We start from the raw sequence: 17,536 nt of genomic DNA, 5'->3' as shown, positions 1-17,536 counted from the left end.
CTACACGCCGAAACAGCGTCTGGCACAGGCCGCATGACCTCTACTTTTGAATGCCCCTAAAAATGGGGGGATTACCCCAGCACGATTTGAACATTGCCTTCAATGGAAGAAACCACAACCGTTTTGTCGATGATTTGAGTGCGCATATCCTTTGCTCCAACGTGACAGATCTCGATGTCTACACCATAGATGTCTGTACGCTTCGCATCCGTTGCAAAAATGTATTGGATTTGTTCCGTCTTGGGGGGATGCAATGTATTAAATCGAAGGGTCTTTTTTATAATGTCAAATCAATCACTTGGTGGCGCCTCAAGCGAATCTCAAACAGAGAGGTGCCCTAAAAATACCTATTTTTATTCATCTTTAGAATAAAAAAAGGGCCCTTATGGGCCCCTTTTGATTTGATAAGATTCAAGCCAGTGGGAATGCGGGATGCACAAAACCCTGATAACCATCGATATGCAACTTGGCAAGCAGCTCAACCTGATGTTGATCTTCAACCCGGGTTGCAATGGTTGTGACTCCTGCATTGTGAGCGGCGCGGCACACTGCTGCCAGGAAGGAGGTATCCGCCCCCGGCTCCATCACCTGACTGGTATAGCCATGGTCGACCTTGACATAGGCTGGGGCCAGCTCTTCCAGATATCCCAGTGACTGGAAGTGACGTCCATAATGATCCACCCCCCACTGGAATCCATGTTCTTGCAAGGCCTTAACCAAGGCGGTGACATGATCTTTATGCTTCATGATGGCAGCTTCCGGGATTTCAAACAGCAGCCGTTCTTGCAGCTCGGCATGATCCGTCAGATAGCCGGTCAACCACGCTCTGAACTCATCGGAACACAGCGAGCCAGCGGTAATATTGACCGCCAAGACCAGATCCGCCTGTTGTTGGAGCAATGGAATAGAAGCTTCAAGTATCGCTTGATCGAATTCGCCGCCCAATTTGAACTGTTCGATGGCCGGCAAGAATTGACCTGCAAAATAATCGGTGCCATCACGAGAAATAGAGGCAAACAATTCGGCATGCAAACGAACACCGTTATCAAATCTGCAGGCAGGTTGCGCCTTGAAGCGCCACAAGTGCCGAGCGATGGCATCTTGTACCAGATCGCGCCAAGCCAGACGTCCCATCAATCCTTGATCAACACCGCCCTCCATGACTACTGCGCCACGACGTTCATTACGCGCTTTGCCCAACGCGTTGTCGGCCTTGGTTAGCAACGCTGACAAATCATCATTCCCATCGCGCCCTGCAATACCGATAACGGAGAGTGCACCGCCCTCACCCATGGGGTTCACAACCAGGTCGGCAATGCGACTGTTGATCACCTCCGCCAAATCTTTCAGCTGGGCCAGATCATCGGTAGGACACAGCAAGGCATATTCCGTGGCCGAAATCCGCGCCAGTGCCGACCCATCCCAGCCTTTCAGCTGCTCCTTCAGAGCCTGTGCTATCGACTTGACCATGTTGTCGCGAGCGGCAAACCCCTCCTCACGGTACAGGTCATCCAGCATATCGACAGCGACCAGCATGACGCCGCCTTGTCCCGCCTCGGCAATCCATGCGTTTACCTGCCCCACGAAATAAGCCCGGTTGCCCAAGCCGGATACTGCATCCACATAAACCCGCTCCCGCAATTTTTCAGCCTCATCAGCCTGCTCCTTGAACTGCAGGGCCAGCTTGCTGGAAAGCGTATTGATGGCTTGTACCACCTGTTTCAATTCATGGGTCTTGGGTTCAGGAATGGCATGGCCAAAGTGGTGCAGTTCGATCTCCACCGCCTGCTCGCAGATCTGCTTGAGCGGCTTGAGCAAATAGTTGAGCGCACGCATCAACAAAATGGTGGTGATGAGAAAACCTATCAGAAACCAGCTCGCCAGTTCGCTCATACCACGCCACAGCTCGTAATAGGCTTGCCCGGGGTGACCAACAACCTTCAATTTGCCCAGTTGCAGCCAGCCAGAGGTCAGAATCGATTCGTTGGATACTTCCGGAAACAGGCCCAAATTAATGAACCACTGCGGCACCCCCTGAATATTGTTGGTATTTTCCTGCTCAATGACATCCTTGGAAGCCAACAAGTCCAGACGGACCAAGCGATAATATCCCCCATCAAATATCGCCTGGATGACGGATTCAGCCCCCACCTTGTCACCATTTTCCAGATAAGGTGTCAACGCCAATCCCAGGGATGTGGCGGTGTTGATGACTGTGGTTTCCTGCTGCTGCGCCAGATAGGTACGAGTCGAGTTGAATTGCACCCAATAGGTGGCTGCAAACAACAACCCGAACAGGATCAACATGGTGGCCAGTAATTGTCTGTAGAGCGTCATAGGTTAATCATCCAAATTCAACACAGGCTGAGCCAATCGCCCCGAAGTCATGCGATTGCGTAAATCATTCCATAATCCCAGGCGTGAGGACTGTCCAGCCAGTTCCCCTTGACCACGCGCCTTCATCAACCACAAGTGACTACCGTTAAAGCTGTATATCGGCATCAGATCCCGGCGCTGGCTGGCTGGCCGAATCGACCCAATCAAGTTATCCAAAATCACGGGGACTGAGGATGGCGTGTCATAGTAAGCAACCACCATATGAAACTGGTTGTAATCCAATGCCTTGACATAGACCATCCGCATTTTTTCATCCGGCACCCCCAATTCCAGCAGGGTAAAGTACTTTGAAATGCTGAAGTCTTCACAATCACCACCCGCCGCGCCTAAAAATTCCAACGGGGTCGCCCAATAGTCTTTTTTGCGCCACAACTTGATGTCGTCGATAAAACGCATCTGGTTGAAAAACTGGTTTACCTTCTCCAGTTTCTGGCGGTCTGTCAGACCCGCGGCACGATTCTGCATGACCAGCGTACGCCAAGTCGTGACCCGTTTGCCGGCTCTGACACCGTATGTTTCCTGTGCCCGCTGTACCAGTTTGAGATCTTCGGGGGTAAGAGGCTGACTGGCAGAAAGCAGCAAAGGCAGAGAAACCAACAGCAGCCAGAGTGACCAGCGTAACCAGCGCGCACGCAAAAACGGAACCAAGCCGAAGCTTGACGCCATGCCAACACTGCCTGCCCGATACTGCTCAGTCACATGCATCTTCAAAAGATCCACTGGCTGTTACAACGCTGGCCAGAAGTGGCCGTCAGAGACAAGGGATGGCGGCAGCCCGGCTGCAGCCATCCCTTTCACCCGCATCAAACCTGATGCGCACTCCATTACTGTTTAGCTTGCCAATCGGCCGGCTGCTTCACATTAAACGCATTGAGCAGACTGCCAGTGGCATTGAGGATCCGATAATCCGCCAACAAGGAGTCGTACTCGGCCGTGATGTAGCTGCGACGGGCCTCAAACAGTTCGTTCTCGGTGTTCAGTACGTCCAGCAAGGTACGCTGGCCCAATCCGAACTGCTTCTTGTAGGCCTGTACGGTGTCATAGCTGGCATCCACGTGCTCTTTCAGGAAGGTCTTCTGTTTGGTCAAAGACTCTTTGGCGTTCCAGGCCAGGCGGGTTCCCTCTTCAACCTGACGGAAAGCATTCATATGAATATCTTTCGCCTGGGAATAGAGAGCGGACGTCGCCTTGCTCTGCGCCAGATCGGAACCACCACGGAACAGGTTGTAACGCATGCGCACCATGGCGGTCAGATCGTCATTGCGTCCTTTTACTGCATCAATGTCCTCGTTCCAGTTCTGATCCACTTCAAACGTGACGTTGGGATAAAAACCGGACTTGGAGCCTTCATGCTGATATTTGGCGGCTTCGATATCCTGCAAGGATGACAGCAAGGTCGGATGCACCTCGGTCGCCGTCTTCAAGGCGGCATCCAAGCTGCTCGGAATGAGCTGAGCATCCGGCACCGGCTGTACCAAATCTTTTGGCATCTCATTGACTACCCGGATGAATTCGCTCTCGGCATCCCGGTAGTTGTTTTCGGCAGCCGCCTGATTGGCATAGGCTCTGGCGACACGACCATCAATTTGGGTCTGGTCTGCCGTGGATCCCAAGCCAGAATCGGTCCGCTTGCTGATGTCGCTGCGGATCTGCTCGTGAGTTTCCAGGTTCTGTTTGGACAGCTCGAGGATCTCCTGCTGACGCAGCATGTTGAGGTAAACCTCAGCCACGCGCAGGGCTGTATTCTCCGCCTCGGAGATCATGGCCAGACGCTGAGCATTGGCTTCGGCATCGGTACGAGCCACGTTGCTGCTGACGTTGAAACCATCAAACAGCATCTGGCGCAGACTGATACCGGCCTCTTTACGGGTCATGGAATCATCGATGGTGGTCGAATTCGCACCGGCTGCACGAGTTGACGGGCTGTCAGTCTTCTCATAGCCGACACCGCCGCGCAGATCGATGGTGGGATAGTAACCACCTTTGGCCCCATCATGCTGATACAGTCGCGCCTGATAGAGATCAAAAGCTTCCTTGATTTTGGGATGGGTAGCCAGTGACTGTGCCACTGACTGTTCCAGTGTTTGGGCCTGGGTAAGGCCCGGGAACAGCACGGCGCCACTTACTAACATGGCAACAATCGTCTTCTTCATGGTATCTCCAGTCATGTTGTTTTTAGATTGTTGGCTTATCGTTCTCTCAGTGCCGACTGCTTTGCCCGTAAAATCGGCTTAAGCAAATAGTCTAGGACACTTTTTTTACCAGTAATAATATCTGCACTGGCTAACATACCGGGGATGATGGGAAGTGCGTTAAGCTCATCGCCCAAGTAACTTTTCTCGGTGCGGACTCGTACCAGGTAAAAGGAATTGCCATCTTCATCCTGGATCGAGTCAGCACTTATCTGTTCAACCTTGCCATGTAATCCTCCATAAATTGTGAAGTCATAGGCAGTAATCTTGACCACGGCCTCCAGCCCTGGCCGCAAGAACGCGATATCTTTGGGCGACACTTTGGCCTCGACCAGCAGAGTGTCTTCCAGCGGAACAATTTCCATCAGATCCATGCCGGGTTGCACCACTCCACCCAGCGTGTTGATCTTGAGCTTCTTGATGGTGCCCTTGAGCGGCGCAATGACGCTGGTGCGATCCACCCGATCCCGCAGCCCAACCTGGCCTTCGGACAGCTGGCTCAATTTGCCTTGCCGTTCATTGAGCTCGGTCTGCGAATCGGCCCGGAATTTCAAGGCAATGTCGTTGCGCTTGGAGATGGTCTCCCGCAACACGGAATCGAGTTTGGGAATAAGCAGTCGGTTGCTCTCCAATTCCCCCTGCATTTCGTTGACCTGCCGTTCCAGCTTGATGAGCTCGACCTGAGGCACGATCCCCTCCTTGGCCAAGGGGCGGCTGATATTGAGCTCCTGCCGCGCCAGATCCACGCTACGCGCCACCGTCCTGATCTTGGCGTTGAGCTCTATGGTCTCCTGCTCTTTCTGTTCAATCTGTTGCCCCAGAATATAGAGCTGGTTGTTCAAGTTGTTGAGACGCTCATCCTGAACTGATTTTTCTCGAGCCGCATATTCGGCAAAGACGTTTTCGAAACCATCCGGGAAATCGATGGGCTGCTTGTCGACCACGACCTGTTCGCGCCATCCCAGATTGGGGCCGGTCTTGACCACCACGCTCTGGATTTCGGAACGCAGCCTGGCAATATCCCCCTTGAGGGTCACCAGCTCCTGCTCCCGTTCACGAAAATCGGAGCGGAAGCGAGTGTCATCGATGCGCAAGAGCGGCTGCCCTTTTTCAACGATGTCACCCTCTTTGACGAAGATCTCCTTGACGATCCCCCCCTCCAGATTCTGGATCACCTGCAATTGACGGGAAGGGATGACCTTGCCCTGGCCAACGGTGACCTCATCGAGCTCGGCCCAGGCGGCCCAGACGATGGCGCTCATGAAAAACAGGAAGCAGGCCCACAGCAATGCCCTGGCTCGAGTCGGGGTACTCAGCAGTACCGCAGCCGCACCGTCATCGACGAATTCAAGATGCTCCGGCGCCGGCAGTACGGTATCGGATGGCGCCTTCTTGAACAGGCCAAATTTAGCCATTGGACGCCTCCTGCACACGCACCTTGCCTTCTTTCAACTGTTGCAACACAGCCTCTTTGGGCCCATCGGCCACTACCTGCCCCTGCTCAACCACGATGACCCGCGAAGCCACATCGAGCATGGAGGTTTTGTGAGTGATCAGGATCAGGGTCGTTTCCGGTCCCAATCGTGCCAACTCATGCTTGACCTGCATCTCGGATTGGTTATCCATGTTGGAGGTGGGTTCGTCCATCACCAGAATGGGGGGGTCGTTGAGCAAGGCTCGCGCCAGCAGGATGGCCTGACGCTGACCACCCGAGAGCTGACGGCCCCCCTCACCTATCTGCCGATCCAGCCCGTTGGGATCCCGATTGGTAAAATTGGTGACGCCGGCCCGTTTGGCGGCCCGCATGACCCGCACATCGTCCACCAGCGGATTACCCAGCATGATGTTGTCGCGTACCGAACCAAAAAACAGGGTCACGTCCTGCGGGACACAACCTATGTTGCGCCGGATCACCGAGGCCGGCAGCTGATCCAGCTCGAACCCATCGAGTCGCACCGAGCCATCGGTGGGCCGATACAAGCCCATCAAGATCTTCTCGAGCGTGGTTTTACCCGCTCCGATCCGGCCTATGATGGCTACCTTCTCGCCCGGTTCGATACGCAGATTGATGTTGTGCAGGGTGCTGGTTTCCATTCCCGGGTACTTGAACGATACATTGTCAAACTCGATCCGACCGGATATCACGGGATGGTGGATGTACTGCTTGCCCTCTTCCTGCTCACCCGGCGTCACCATGATTTTTTCCAGGATTTCCAGTGCGGACTTGGCCTGGTTGTAACGGGTGGAGAGCACCGACAACTGCACCATGGGCGCAATCGCGCGGCTTGACAGCATGACGGCGGCAATCATGCCACCCATGGTGACCAACCCTTCCGAGATCTGATAAACGCCGACAATCACCAGTGCCACCGTCACCACCTGCTGGATATAACTGGCCAGCGAAGACATGGAGTTGGTGATGCGGCGAGTCTGCACGCCCCAGGTCGAGATATGGGAGACGGCCTGCTCCCAGCGATGCTGGAACATGCTCTCAGCCCCGAAAATCTTGACGGTCTCAAGGCCTGAAATGCTCTCGATCAGGTTGGCGTTCTTCTGGGAAGCAAGCCGCGATCCCTCTTCGATGGACTGCTTGAGCGGCGCCTGAATATAGAAGCTGTAAATAATGAGGATCAGCATGGCGACGATCGGTACCACGACCATGACACCGGCAAAAATCCAGATGATGAACAGGAAGAAGACCGCGAACGGCAGGTCGATGAGGGTAGAGACGGTAGCGGAGGTAAAAAATTCCCGTACTGATTCGAACTCCTGCAGATGTTTGGCAAACGCACCGGTCGAGGCCGGCCGCGACTCCATCCGCATGCCCATCACCTTGGCGAAGATCTTCGCCGACAACAGCACATCCGATTTTTTACCGGCGATGTCGATGAAGTAGCTGCGCAGCTGACGCATCACGAAATCGAAGGTGAACACCACCATGGCCCCGACGGCTAGCACCCAAAGGGAATCGAATGCCAGATTGGGCACTATCTTGTCGTAGACGTTCATGGTGAACAGCGGGCTGGCGATGGCAAACAGGTTGATCAGGATGGACGCGATCAGTACGTCCCGATAAATGCCACGAGATTCAAACAGAGTGCTCCAGAACCAGTGCCCGTCACGGGTCTCCAGCACCTTGGGGGAGCGCTCATCGAACTTGAACTGCTTTTTGACGAAAAACAGTCGACCCAGATACTCATCACCCAGCTGGGCCGCACTGAGCCACTGGGCCGCATCTCCCGCCTGAGGAAAGATGACCTTTCCTTGACTCCTGTCTTCATTCCACTCCAGCAGAATGCAGGCGCCGCCATTGCGCATCTGCAACACGCAAGGCAGCAACAAGGGGGAAATTTCGGCAAGCGGCTGGATCACTTCCCGGGCCGACAGTCCGCCCCGCTCGGCGGCACGGCCAAACAGGTTGGGTGTCAGCAGGCCGGACACCAGTGGTAAACCGGTCGTCAGGGCATCCTTGCTGTTGGGCACCCCATAAAAGCGGGTCAGAAAGACCAGGCACTCCAACAACTCGTCAATACGGTTAGTTTCTGCTTGCATAGCATCCTGTCACTGCATGATTGGGCCGGCTCTATCGCCACACCGATATTCAAGCTTCACGGGCGCAGTTTGACGCAGACGATCCCGTGACATAAAGAACAGAGCTCCCCGAGAAGGGATCAACAGCCTGATACACATTAAGCACAGGTACATGACACTGAATGTCATTGGCAGACCTGATAGGCATTACACCCAAAGGCGAGACGGGCAGTTTGGTGGCGGATCGCGACACAAGATGGCGCCATATCCGATATATCCCGTCAGAATTGGAAATAACACAAGCTTATTGATAATGATATCTTTTTCAAGCCAAGTACTATATCAAGACAATTTTACCGAAACTATACCGCAAAGACTGAATTTCATCTAATAACTCACTGTTTTTTTGATGAAATCTGATTACCTAGTCGATATTGCCGGAAAGCGAAAAAGGGCGCCCCAGCGCATGACCCTGGGCGCCGGAGCGGGCCAGTTCACTAGCAATGTCAGCCATGGCTGTCCAGCGATTCTCGCACCAGGCTGGTGCCAACAGAGTCGGACGGCGTGCCGACGCCGAGATGCGGTGGTACACCACCTCGGGCGGCGTGTGCTGGATCATGGCCACCGCCGCTTCCACATACTGCGCCAGGCTCGGCACCTCCAGTCGACCCGCCTGCCACGCCTTGCCAAGGGTGCTTCCCTCTACCACGTGCAGCGGGTGCAGTTTTATCCCCTCCACCCCCGTCTCCACGATGCGCTGCAGCGTATTCAGGCTGTCCATGGCGACTTCACCGGGCAGACCGACGATCAGGTGGGCGCACACCTTGATGCCGCGCTGATGGGCCCTGGTCACAGCGTCAACATAGGCGGCATAGCCATGACCCCGGTTGATGCGCTGCAGCGTTTTGTCGTTGGCGCTCTGCAGCCCCAGCTCCAGCCACACCTCGTAACCCCGGGCCTGATAACCGGCCAGCAGGTCCAGCACCGCATCCGGTACGCAATCTGGACGCGTCCCCACACACAAGCCCACCATGTCGCTCACTGACAGCGCCTCTTCATACATGCGCTGCAGGTACTCCACCTCGGCATAGGTGCTGGTATAGGCCTGAAAGTAGGCGAGATAACGTTTGGCCCGGGTCACTTCATCCCGGCGAGCCAGCAGTTGCTGCACCACCGAAAGCTGCTGGGCCGACTCATCGGCAAAGGAGGAGACATTACAGAAGGTGCAGCCGCCACGGCCCAGCGTGCCGTCCCGGTTCGGGCAGGTGAAGGCACCGTGAATGGAGAGCTTGTGGATCTTCTGGCCATGGCGCTGCTTGAGATCCTGGCCGAATGTATTGACGAGTTCGTGTAACTGCATGACACCTCCAGTAAAGGGGCGTCATTGTACGAGCTTGGCCGCGCGCAGCGCTGCGCTGGATCAAGAGAGGATAGAGTCGGGAAAACATATAAATATTCACCAATAACCGGATAAATATCAGCAAATGGGTAGTTATCGACGCTTTCGAGACTCATCCCCAATTTGACGGAGGCTCAACACCTCCACAAAACCATCTTCTAACAGTTTGTTGAATAATGAAAATTTTCTCATAGACGGTGGTTTTGCAAATGCAAGTCATCTGCTTCGTTATTGTGATCTCGGCCATTCACTTGTCGAGTGGATTGGTAAAATTACTACAAATCCTTGCACCCATTGAGTCAACCAGCAAAGTCCAATATGGCAATACAAAATTCCACAAAAGCAAAAATAACCAGAGTAATCGCCAGTCTATATCCCATATAGACCCGCACCCCGACATTTTGTTATGAGTTTGTGATAATGAAAACAGCCGGGATGTCCAATTGACCTTGCCGAAAAATCCCATTAGTTTGGAGATTCGCCACCTCAGGCGGACGGAACCACAAGAGCCAATCGCAATTTATGCAGTCTGTTGATGACAGTGCGATGCAAGGCCGAGCAAGGGAGAAATGCAATGTCACTATATGATCCAAAGCTGGAGAGGGATAACTGTGGCTTCGGCCTGTTGGCCCACATGGAAGGTGAAGCCAGCCACAAGCTTGTCCGTCTCGCGATGTCAGCATTGGCTCGCATGCAGCACCGCGGCGGCATCTCCGCCGACGGCAAGACCGGCGACGGCTGCGGTCTGTTGCTGCAAAAACCCGACAGCTTCTTCAGAGCTGTCGCCGAAGAGAAGGGATGGCACCTGGGCCGCAACTACGCGGTCGGCATGCTCTTTCTCAACCCCGACCCCGTCTTGGCGCAAGCCACTCGCGATATCATCGACGAGGAGCTGGAAAAGGAGACCCTGAGCCTGGTCGGCTGGCGCAAGGTGCCTATCGATACCAATGTACTCGGCCCCATCGCCAAGGCCTCCCTGCCCAGCATCGAACAGGTCTTTGTCAACGCCCCCCCCGGCTGGGTCGACAAGGATCTCGAGCGCCGCCTCTATATCGTGCGCCGCCGTATCGAGAAGCGCATCAGCGACGACTACTTCTACGTGGTCAGCCTCTCCAACCTAGTCACCGTCTATAAAGGACTGTGCATGCCGGTGGACTTGCCGCGTTTTTATCTGGATTTGGCCGACATCCGCATGCAGGCGGCCATCTGCGTGTTCCACCAGCGTTTCTCCACCAACACCAGCCCGCGCTGGCCGCTGGCGCAACCATTCCGCTACCTCGCCCACAACGGCGAGATCAACACCATCGCCGGCAACCGCCAGTGGGCCAAGGCGCGCAGCTACAAGTTCGCCACCCCGCTGATCCCCGATCTGCAAGAGGCAGCCCCCTTCGTCAACACCACGGGGTCGGACTCCTCCAGCCTAGACAACATGTTGGATCTGTTCCTGGCCGGTGGCATGGACCTGTTCCGTGCCATGCGCTTGTTGATCCCGCCCGCGTGGCAGAAGCACCCGAACATGGATGACGATCTGCGCGCCTTCTACGACTTCAACTCCATGCACATGGAGCCCTGGGATGGCCCTGCCGGCATCGTCATGACCGACGGCCGCTACGCCACCTGCGCGCTCGACAGAAACGGCCTGCGTCCGGCCCGTTACGTCATCACCAAGGACAAGTTCATCACCCTCGCGTCCGAGGTCGGCACCTGGGACTACACCCCGGACGAGGTGCTGGAGAAGGGCCGGGTCGGCCCGGGCGAGCTGTTCGTGGTGGATACCAGCAACGGCAAGATCTGGACCAGCTTCGAGATCGATGACGATCTCAAGAGCCGTCACACCTACAAGCAGTGGATGGACAAGCACTGCAAGCGGCTGGTGCCGTTCGAGCAGATGGATGACGCCAGCACCGGCGCCCGCGAGTTCTCCGACGAGCAGCTGAAAACCTATCAGAAGCTGTTCGGCTACTCCTATGAGGAGCTGGATCAGATCATCCGGGTACTGGGTGAAAACGGCCAGGAAGCGGTGGGCTCCATGGGGGATGACACCCCGATGGCGGTGCTCTCCTCCAGCCAGCGCACCCTGTACGACTACTTCCGCCAGATGTTCGCCCAGGTCACCAACCCGCCCATCGATCCGCTGCGGGAAAACCACGTCATGTCGCTGGCCACCTGTATTGGCCGCGAGCAGAACGTGTTCAACGAGACCTTCGGCCACGCCCACCGGGTGCTGTTCCAGTCACCGATCCTGCTCTACTCCGACTTCCACCAGTTGCTGGCACTGGAAGGGGAGCACTATCGCCATCAGGTGATCAGCCTCAACTTCAAGCCCGAAGAGGGCCTGGAAGCGGCGATCCTGCGCATCTGTGAAGAGGCCAAGGCTGCTGCCAAGGCCGGTACCGTGCTGCTGATCCTCTCGGATCGGGACGTCAGTGCCGACACCCTGCCCATCCCGGCCGCCATGGCGGTGGGGGCAGTGCAGCGCACCCTGGTGGACAACAACCTGCGCTGCGACGCCAACATCCTGGTGGAGACCGCCAGCGTGCGCGACCCGCACCACTTCTCGGTGTTGCTGGGCTTTGGCGCCACCGCCATCTACCCCTACCTCGCCTACGAGACGCTCGCCAAGCAGGTAGAAGAGGGCGTGCTCAAGATGAGCCTGCGCCAGGCCATGCTCAACTACCGCAACGGCATCAACAAGGGGCTCTACAAGGTGATGTCCAAGATGGGCATCAGCACGGTGGCCAGCTACCGCTGCTCCCAGCTGTTCGAAGCGGTGGGCCTCTCCAAAGCCGTGGTCGAGATGTGTTTTCGCGGCGTATCGAGCCGCATCCAGGGCGCCGATTTTACCGACATCCAGCAGGATCAGTTCAATCTGGCCCGTCAGGCCTGGCTGGCCCGCAAGGCCCTCACTCAGGGCGGCCTGCTCAAATTCGTCCACGGCGGCGAGTACCACACCTACAACCCGGACGTGGTGCAGACCCTGCAAACCGCGGTGCGCTCCGGCAACTACGCCGATTACAAGGAGTACGCCCGCCTGGTGAACGAGCGCCCGGTCGCCACCCTGCGCGATCTGCTCACCCTGAAGAAGGTCGACAACCCGGTGGCACTGGAGCAGGTGGAGCCAGCGACCAAGCTGTTCCCCCGCTTCGACTCTGCCGCCATGTCCATCGGCGCGCTGGGCCCGGAAGCCCACGAAGCGCTGGCGGTGGCCATGAACCGGCTCGGCGGCCAGAGCAACTCGGGTGAAGGCGGCGAGGATCCCAAGCGCTTTGGCACCGAGAAGAATTCGCGCATCAAGCAGGTGGCATCGGGGCGCTTTGGCGTCACCCCCCACTACCTGATGAACGCCGACGTGGTGCAGATCAAGGTGGCCCAGGGCGCCAAGCCCGGCGAAGGGGGCCAGCTGCCCGGTGACAAGGTGACGGCCCAGATCGCCAAGCTGCGTTACTCGGTGCCCGGCGTGACCCTGATCTCGCCGCCGCCCCACCATGACATCTACTCCATCGAGGATCTGGCCCAGCTCATCTTCGACATCAAGCAGATCAACCCAAGCTGCCTGGTGTCGGTGAAACTGGTGTCCGAGCCCGGCGTTGGCACCATCGCCTGCGGCGTGGCCAAGGCCTATGCGGATTTCATCACCGTCTCCGGCTACGACGGCGGCACCGGTGCGAGCCCGCTCACCTCGGTCAAATACGCCGGCTCTCCCTGGGAACTGGGGCTGGCCGAGACCCAGCAGGCGCTGGTCGCCAACGGCCTGCGTCACAAGGTGCGGCTGCAGGTGGATGGCGGTCTCAAGACGGGTCTGGACATCATCAAGGCGGCCATTCTCGGCGCCGAGAGCTTCGGTTTCGGTACCGGCCCCATGGTGGCGCTGGGCTGCAAATACCTGCGGATCTGCCACCTGAACAACTGCGCCACCGGCGTCGCCACCCAGGATGAGAAGCTGCGTCGCGAGCACTTCACCGGCCTGCCGGAGATGGTGATGAACTACTTCAAGTTCATCGCCGAGGAGACTCGCGAGCTGATGGCCCAACTTGGCGTCACCCAGCTGACCGACCTCATCGGTCGTACCGACCTGCTGGAAGCGCTGCCCGGCCTCACCGCCCGTCAGGCCAAGCTGGATCTCTCCGGTATTCTGGCCAGCCCGGTCGCACCGGCAGGCTCCAGCCTGTTCAGCCAGCAGCACAACCCCACCTTCGACAAGGGACCTTTGAACCTCAAGATGGTGGAAGATCTGCTGGAGGCGGTGGAAAACATGAGCGGCGGCGAGTTTCGCTACGACATCCGCAACACCGACCGCTCGGTGGGTGCACGTCTGTCCGGCGAAATCGTCAAGCGCCACGGCAACCAGGGGATGGCGGCCGATCCAGTGCGGGTCCACTTCAACGGTACCGCCGGCCAGAGCTTCGGCGTCTGGAACGCCGGCGGCCTTGAGATGATCCTCACGGGGGACGCCAACGACTACGTGGGCAAGGGGATGACCGGCGGCAAGCTGGTGATCAAGCCCCACGTCGGCGTGGCATTCAAATCCCACGAGGCAGCCATCATCGGCAACACCTGCCTCTACGGCGCCACCGGCGGCAAACTCTATGCCGCAGGCACTGCCGGCGAGCGCTTCGCGGTGCGCAACTCCGGGGCCCTCGCGGTAGTCGAGGGGATCGGTGACAACGGTTGTGAATACATGACCGGCGGCATCGTCACCGTGCTCGGCACCACCGGCGTCAACTTCGCCGCGGGCATGACCGGCGGCTTCGCCTACGTGCTCGACGAGTGCGGCAACTTTGCCAAGCGCACCAACCCCGAGCTGGTGGAACTGCTGGACGTGGCAGATCTCGCCATCCATCAGGAGCACCTGCGCGGCATCATAACGGCGCACCTCAACGAAACCGGCAGCTCGCGCGCCGAGGAGATCCTGGCCAACTTCGACTCCTATGTGCCCAAGTTCAGGCTGATCAAACCCAAGTCCAGCGACGTCAAATCGCTGCTTGGTCACACCAGCCGTTCCAGTGCAGAACTCAGAATCCAGGCGCAATAAGGAGGGAACCCTATGAGCCAGAACGTATTTCAGTTTATCGACGTGCAGCGGGTCGACCCGCCCAAGAAGCCGCTCAAGATCCGCAAGATCCAGTTCGTGGAGATCTACGAGTCCTTCAACCAGGCCCAGGTCGGCATGCAGGCGGATCGTTGCCTCGACTGCGGCAACCCTTACTGCGAGTGGAAGTGCCCGGTCCACAACTACATCCCCAACTGGCTGAAGCTGGCCAACGAGGGACGCATTCTGGAGGCGGTGGAGCTCTCCCACCAGACCAACAGCCTGCCGGAGGTGTGTGGCCGGGTCTGCCCGCAAGACAGACTGTGTGAGGGTGCCTGCACCCTCAACGATCGCTTCGGTGCCGTCACCATCGGCAACATCGAAAAATACATCACCGACAAGGCGTTCGAGATGGGCTGGAAGCCCGACCTCTCCAAGGTGGTCAAGACCGGCAAGCGGGTCGCCGTCATCGGCGCCGGCCCGGCGGGTCTTGCCTGCGCCGACGTGCTGGCACGGGGCGGCGTCACCCCGGTGGTGTTCGACAAGTATCCGGAGATCGGCGGTCTGCTCACCTTCGGCATTCCCTCCTTCAAGCTGGAAAAAGAGGTGATGCAGCGTCGCCGCGAGATCTTCGAGGGGATGGGGGTGGAGTTTCGCCTCGAGACCGAGGTGGGTCGCGATGTCACCTTCGCCGACCTGCTCGGCGAGTTCGATGCGGTCTTCCTCGGGGTCGGCACCTACAAGTACATGAAGGGCGGCTTTGCCAACGAGGAGGCACCGGGAGTCTACGACGCCCTGCCCTACCTCATCGCCAACGCCAACCGGCTGCTGGGCTTTGAGAAGGCGCAAGCCGACTACATCGACTTTGCCGGCAAGCAGGTAGTGGTGCTCGGCGGTGGCGATACCGCCATGGACTGCGTCCGCACCGCCATCCGTCAGGGGGCCGACAAGGTGATCTGCGCCTATCGCCGCGACGAGGAGAACATGCCGGGTTCCAAGCGGGAGGTGAAGAATGCCCGCGAAGAGGGGGTTGAATTCATGTTCAACCTGCAGCCGGTCGGCGTCGCGCTGGACGCCCAGGGCCACACCTGCGGCATCAAGGTGGTGAGCACCGAGCTCGGCGCCCCCGATGCCAATGGCCGCCGCAATCCGGTGGTTGTGACAGGCTCCGAGCAGGTGCTGGCTGCCGATGCGGTGGTGATGGCGTTCGGCTTCCAGCCCAATCCTCAGCCCTGGATGGCAGAACACGGCATCGAGCTTGACGGCCGGGATCGCATCAAGGCCTCGGAGCAGGCCGAACATGCCTTCCAGACCAGCAACCCCAAGGTGTTCGCCGGTGGCGACGCGGTGCGCGGCTCCGATCTGGTGGTCACCGCCATCTATGAGGGACGCAAGGCGGCCGAAGGGATCATGGACTATCTGGCCGTGTGATCTGCCGCCGCAACCAAGCAGCCATGCAAACAGCCCCGCTCGTGCGGGGCTGTTTTTTTATATCGCTCTCGATCAGCCAAAACCGGCTAGATGCTCCAGCTCTCCGGCAGCCGCTCGGTGAGGGTGGAGATGTATTCGAAGGTACGTGCCCGCTTGGGGGTGGTGAACATCTGGCGCGCACTGCCCGCCTCCACCACCTCACCCGCCTCCAGGAAGACCACCTGCTGGGCGATCTGGGCCGCCAGACGCAAGTCATGGGTGGCGATCAGCATGGTGGTGCCCTCACTGGCCAACTGGCGCAGCACGGCCACCACCTCCTGGGCAAGCTCGGGATCCAGCGCCGAGGTGGGCTCGTCACAGAGCAGCACCTTGGGGGCTGGCGCCAGCGCCCGGGCAATGGCCACCCGCTGCTGCTGACCGCCGGAGAGGGTGGCAGGCACCGCCTCGGCCTTGTGCCTGAGCCCCACCTTGTCGAGCAGTTGCAGGCCGCGCGCCGCCGCCCGCTCCCTCGGCCACTTCAACACAGTCACCAACCCTTCCAGCACATTCTCCAGCACCGTCATGTGCGGGAACAGCTGGAAGTTCTGGAACACCATGCCGGTCTGCTGGCGCAGGCTCAGCACGCTCTGGCGGGACAGGTGATGGGCAAAGTCGAGCTCGCTGCCCCCCAGCACCAGCTGGCCCGCATCGGGTCGCTCCAGCAGGTTCACGCAGCGCAGCAAGGTACTCTTGCCGCTGCCGGAGGGGCCGATCAGGGCGGTGACGCTGCCCGCGGCCATCGCCAGCCCCACCCCTTTCAACACTCGCTGCCCCGCAAACTGTTTCTCGATGCCACTCAAGCGGATCATAGGGCGACCTCCCGGGTCTCTTTATAAGCCAGTCGCTGCTCCAGCTTGTCTTGCAGGGTGGAGAGTACCGAGCTGAACAACAGGTAGATGAGGGCCGTCTCGACATAGAGGATGAGCGGCTCATAGGTGACGGAGGCGAGTCGCTGAGCCGCCTGAAACAGCTCGGGCACGGTCACCGCCGCCGCCAGCGAGGTGTCTTTGACCAAGGAGATAAAGGTGTTGGAGAGCGGCGGCACCGCGATGCGCGCAGCCTGCGGCAGGATCACCCGCCACATCACCTGGGGCCAGTTCATGCCAATGGAATAGGCCGCCTCCCATTGCCCTTTCGGGATCGCCGCCAGGGTGGCACGGATGATCTCCGAGCTGTAGGCACCGATGTTGAGGGTGAAACCGATGACGGCGGCGGTGAAGGCATCCAGCACTATGCCCGCGCTCGGCAGACCGTAAAAAATCAGAAACAGCTGCACCAGCAGCGGGGTGCCCCGAATAAGCCAGACATAAAAGCGGACCAGCATCACCAGCGGGGCCGGACCATATAATCTGGCCAGCGCCACCGACAAGCCGAGCACGATTCCCAGCACGAAGGTAATCAGGGTCAGCGGCACGGTAAAAATAAGCCCCGCCCTGAGCAGGCGCGAATTCAACTCCGAAGTGCAACACCCGCCAAATCAAGCAACCTGTCGTAGTTCATCAAACACGATCTGCGGTT

The 17,536-nt window shown here is 58.1% G+C and carries 10 protein-coding genes; 2 read left to right on the top strand and 8 right to left on the bottom strand.

Translation table 11 applies throughout. The features are described 5' to 3' along the window. Nucleotides 1–411: 411 nt before the first annotated feature. The 6 genes from PG899_RS22350 to PG899_RS22325 form a co-directional block, all read right to left on the bottom strand. Nucleotides 412–2,337, bottom strand: a complete 1,926-nt coding sequence (locus PG899_RS22350; RefSeq protein WP_011706510.1) for an EAL domain-containing protein — start codon at nucleotides 2,335–2,337, stop codon at nucleotides 412–414. 3 nt (nucleotides 2,338–2,340) lie between these two features. After that, nucleotides 2,341–3,063: a transglutaminase-like cysteine peptidase gene (locus PG899_RS22345; protein ID WP_118882257.1), complete on the bottom strand. Its 723-nt coding sequence runs from the start codon at nucleotides 3,061–3,063 to the stop codon at nucleotides 2,341–2,343. Nucleotides 3,064–3,221: 158 nt separating this feature from the next. Then, nucleotides 3,222–4,550, bottom strand: coding sequence for a TolC family outer membrane protein (locus tag PG899_RS22340; RefSeq protein WP_011706511.1), 1,329 nt, complete (start codon nucleotides 4,548–4,550; stop codon nucleotides 3,222–3,224). 35 nt (nucleotides 4,551–4,585) lie between these two features. After that, nucleotides 4,586–6,004, bottom strand: a complete 1,419-nt coding sequence (locus PG899_RS22335; RefSeq protein ID WP_011706512.1) for an HlyD family type I secretion periplasmic adaptor subunit — start codon at nucleotides 6,002–6,004, stop codon at nucleotides 4,586–4,588. Beyond that, on the bottom strand, nucleotides 5,997–8,141 hold the full coding sequence (locus PG899_RS22330; RefSeq protein ID WP_016351166.1) for a type I secretion system permease/ATPase: 2,145 nt from the start codon (nucleotides 8,139–8,141) through the stop codon (nucleotides 5,997–5,999). The genes PG899_RS22335 and PG899_RS22330 overlap by 8 nt, the downstream gene beginning before the upstream one ends. 403 nt (nucleotides 8,142–8,544) lie before the next feature. Further along, nucleotides 8,545–9,480: a TIGR01212 family radical SAM protein gene (locus tag PG899_RS22325; protein WP_042066796.1), complete on the bottom strand. Its 936-nt coding sequence runs from the start codon at nucleotides 9,478–9,480 to the stop codon at nucleotides 8,545–8,547. A 613-nt stretch (nucleotides 9,481–10,093) separates the two neighbouring features. Between PG899_RS22325 and gltB the strand changes: the two genes are divergently transcribed. After that, nucleotides 10,094–14,551: a glutamate synthase large subunit gene (gene gltB / locus PG899_RS22320; RefSeq protein WP_190284084.1), complete on the top strand. Its 4,458-nt coding sequence runs from the start codon at nucleotides 10,094–10,096 to the stop codon at nucleotides 14,549–14,551. A 12-nt stretch (nucleotides 14,552–14,563) separates the two neighbouring features. After that, nucleotides 14,564–15,979 carry an FAD-dependent oxidoreductase gene (locus PG899_RS22315; protein ID WP_017410896.1) on the top strand — a complete coding sequence of 472 codons (1,416 nt, stop codon included), beginning with the start codon at nucleotides 14,564–14,566 and terminating at the stop codon, nucleotides 15,977–15,979. Nucleotides 15,980–16,065: 86 nt separating this feature from the next. Here PG899_RS22315 and PG899_RS22310 read toward each other — a convergent pair whose 3' ends face one another. Further along, entirely contained in the window at nucleotides 16,066–16,827 is a 762-nt protein-coding gene (locus tag PG899_RS22310) for an amino acid ABC transporter ATP-binding protein (protein WP_118880915.1), read from the bottom strand. Continuing rightward, complete coding sequence (locus PG899_RS22305) at nucleotides 16,824–17,471, bottom strand: amino acid ABC transporter permease (RefSeq protein WP_270697709.1); 648 nt, start codon at nucleotides 17,469–17,471, stop codon at nucleotides 16,824–16,826. The genes PG899_RS22310 and PG899_RS22305 overlap by 4 nt, the downstream gene beginning before the upstream one ends. Nucleotides 17,472–17,536: the final 65 nt, after the last annotated feature.

This window comes from Aeromonas sp. QDB39, assembly GCF_027707585.1.
GTDB lineage: Bacteria > Pseudomonadota > Gammaproteobacteria > Enterobacterales > Aeromonadaceae > Aeromonas > Aeromonas hydrophila.
The sequence above is the reverse complement of the archived record's forward strand: the minus strand, read 5'-3'. Positions and strand labels throughout refer to the sequence as shown.

Coding starts and splice junctions, on each gene's coding strand:
- PG899_RS22340 (WP_011706511.1), bottom strand. CDS start 4,550: ATGAAGAAGACGATTGTTGCCATGTTAGTAAGTGGCGCCGTGCTGTTC.
- PG899_RS22330 (WP_016351166.1), bottom strand. CDS start 8,141: ATGCAAGCAGAAACTAACCGTATTGACGAGTTGTTGGAGTGCCTGGTC.
- PG899_RS22325 (WP_042066796.1), bottom strand. CDS start 9,480: ATGCAGTTACACGAACTCGTCAATACATTCGGCCAGGATCTCAAGCAG.
- PG899_RS22350 (WP_011706510.1), bottom strand. CDS start 2,337: ATGACGCTCTACAGACAATTACTGGCCACCATGTTGATCCTGTTCGGG.
- PG899_RS22315 (WP_017410896.1), top strand. CDS start 14,564: ATGAGCCAGAACGTATTTCAGTTTATCGACGTGCAGCGGGTCGACCCG.
- PG899_RS22345 (WP_118882257.1), bottom strand. CDS start 3,063: ATGGCGTCAAGCTTCGGCTTGGTTCCGTTTTTGCGTGCGCGCTGGTTA.
- gltB (WP_190284084.1), top strand. CDS start 10,094: ATGTCACTATATGATCCAAAGCTGGAGAGGGATAACTGTGGCTTCGGC.
- PG899_RS22310 (WP_118880915.1), bottom strand. CDS start 16,827: ATGATCCGCTTGAGTGGCATCGAGAAACAGTTTGCGGGGCAGCGAGTG.
- PG899_RS22335 (WP_011706512.1), bottom strand. CDS start 6,004: ATGGCTAAATTTGGCCTGTTCAAGAAGGCGCCATCCGATACCGTACTG.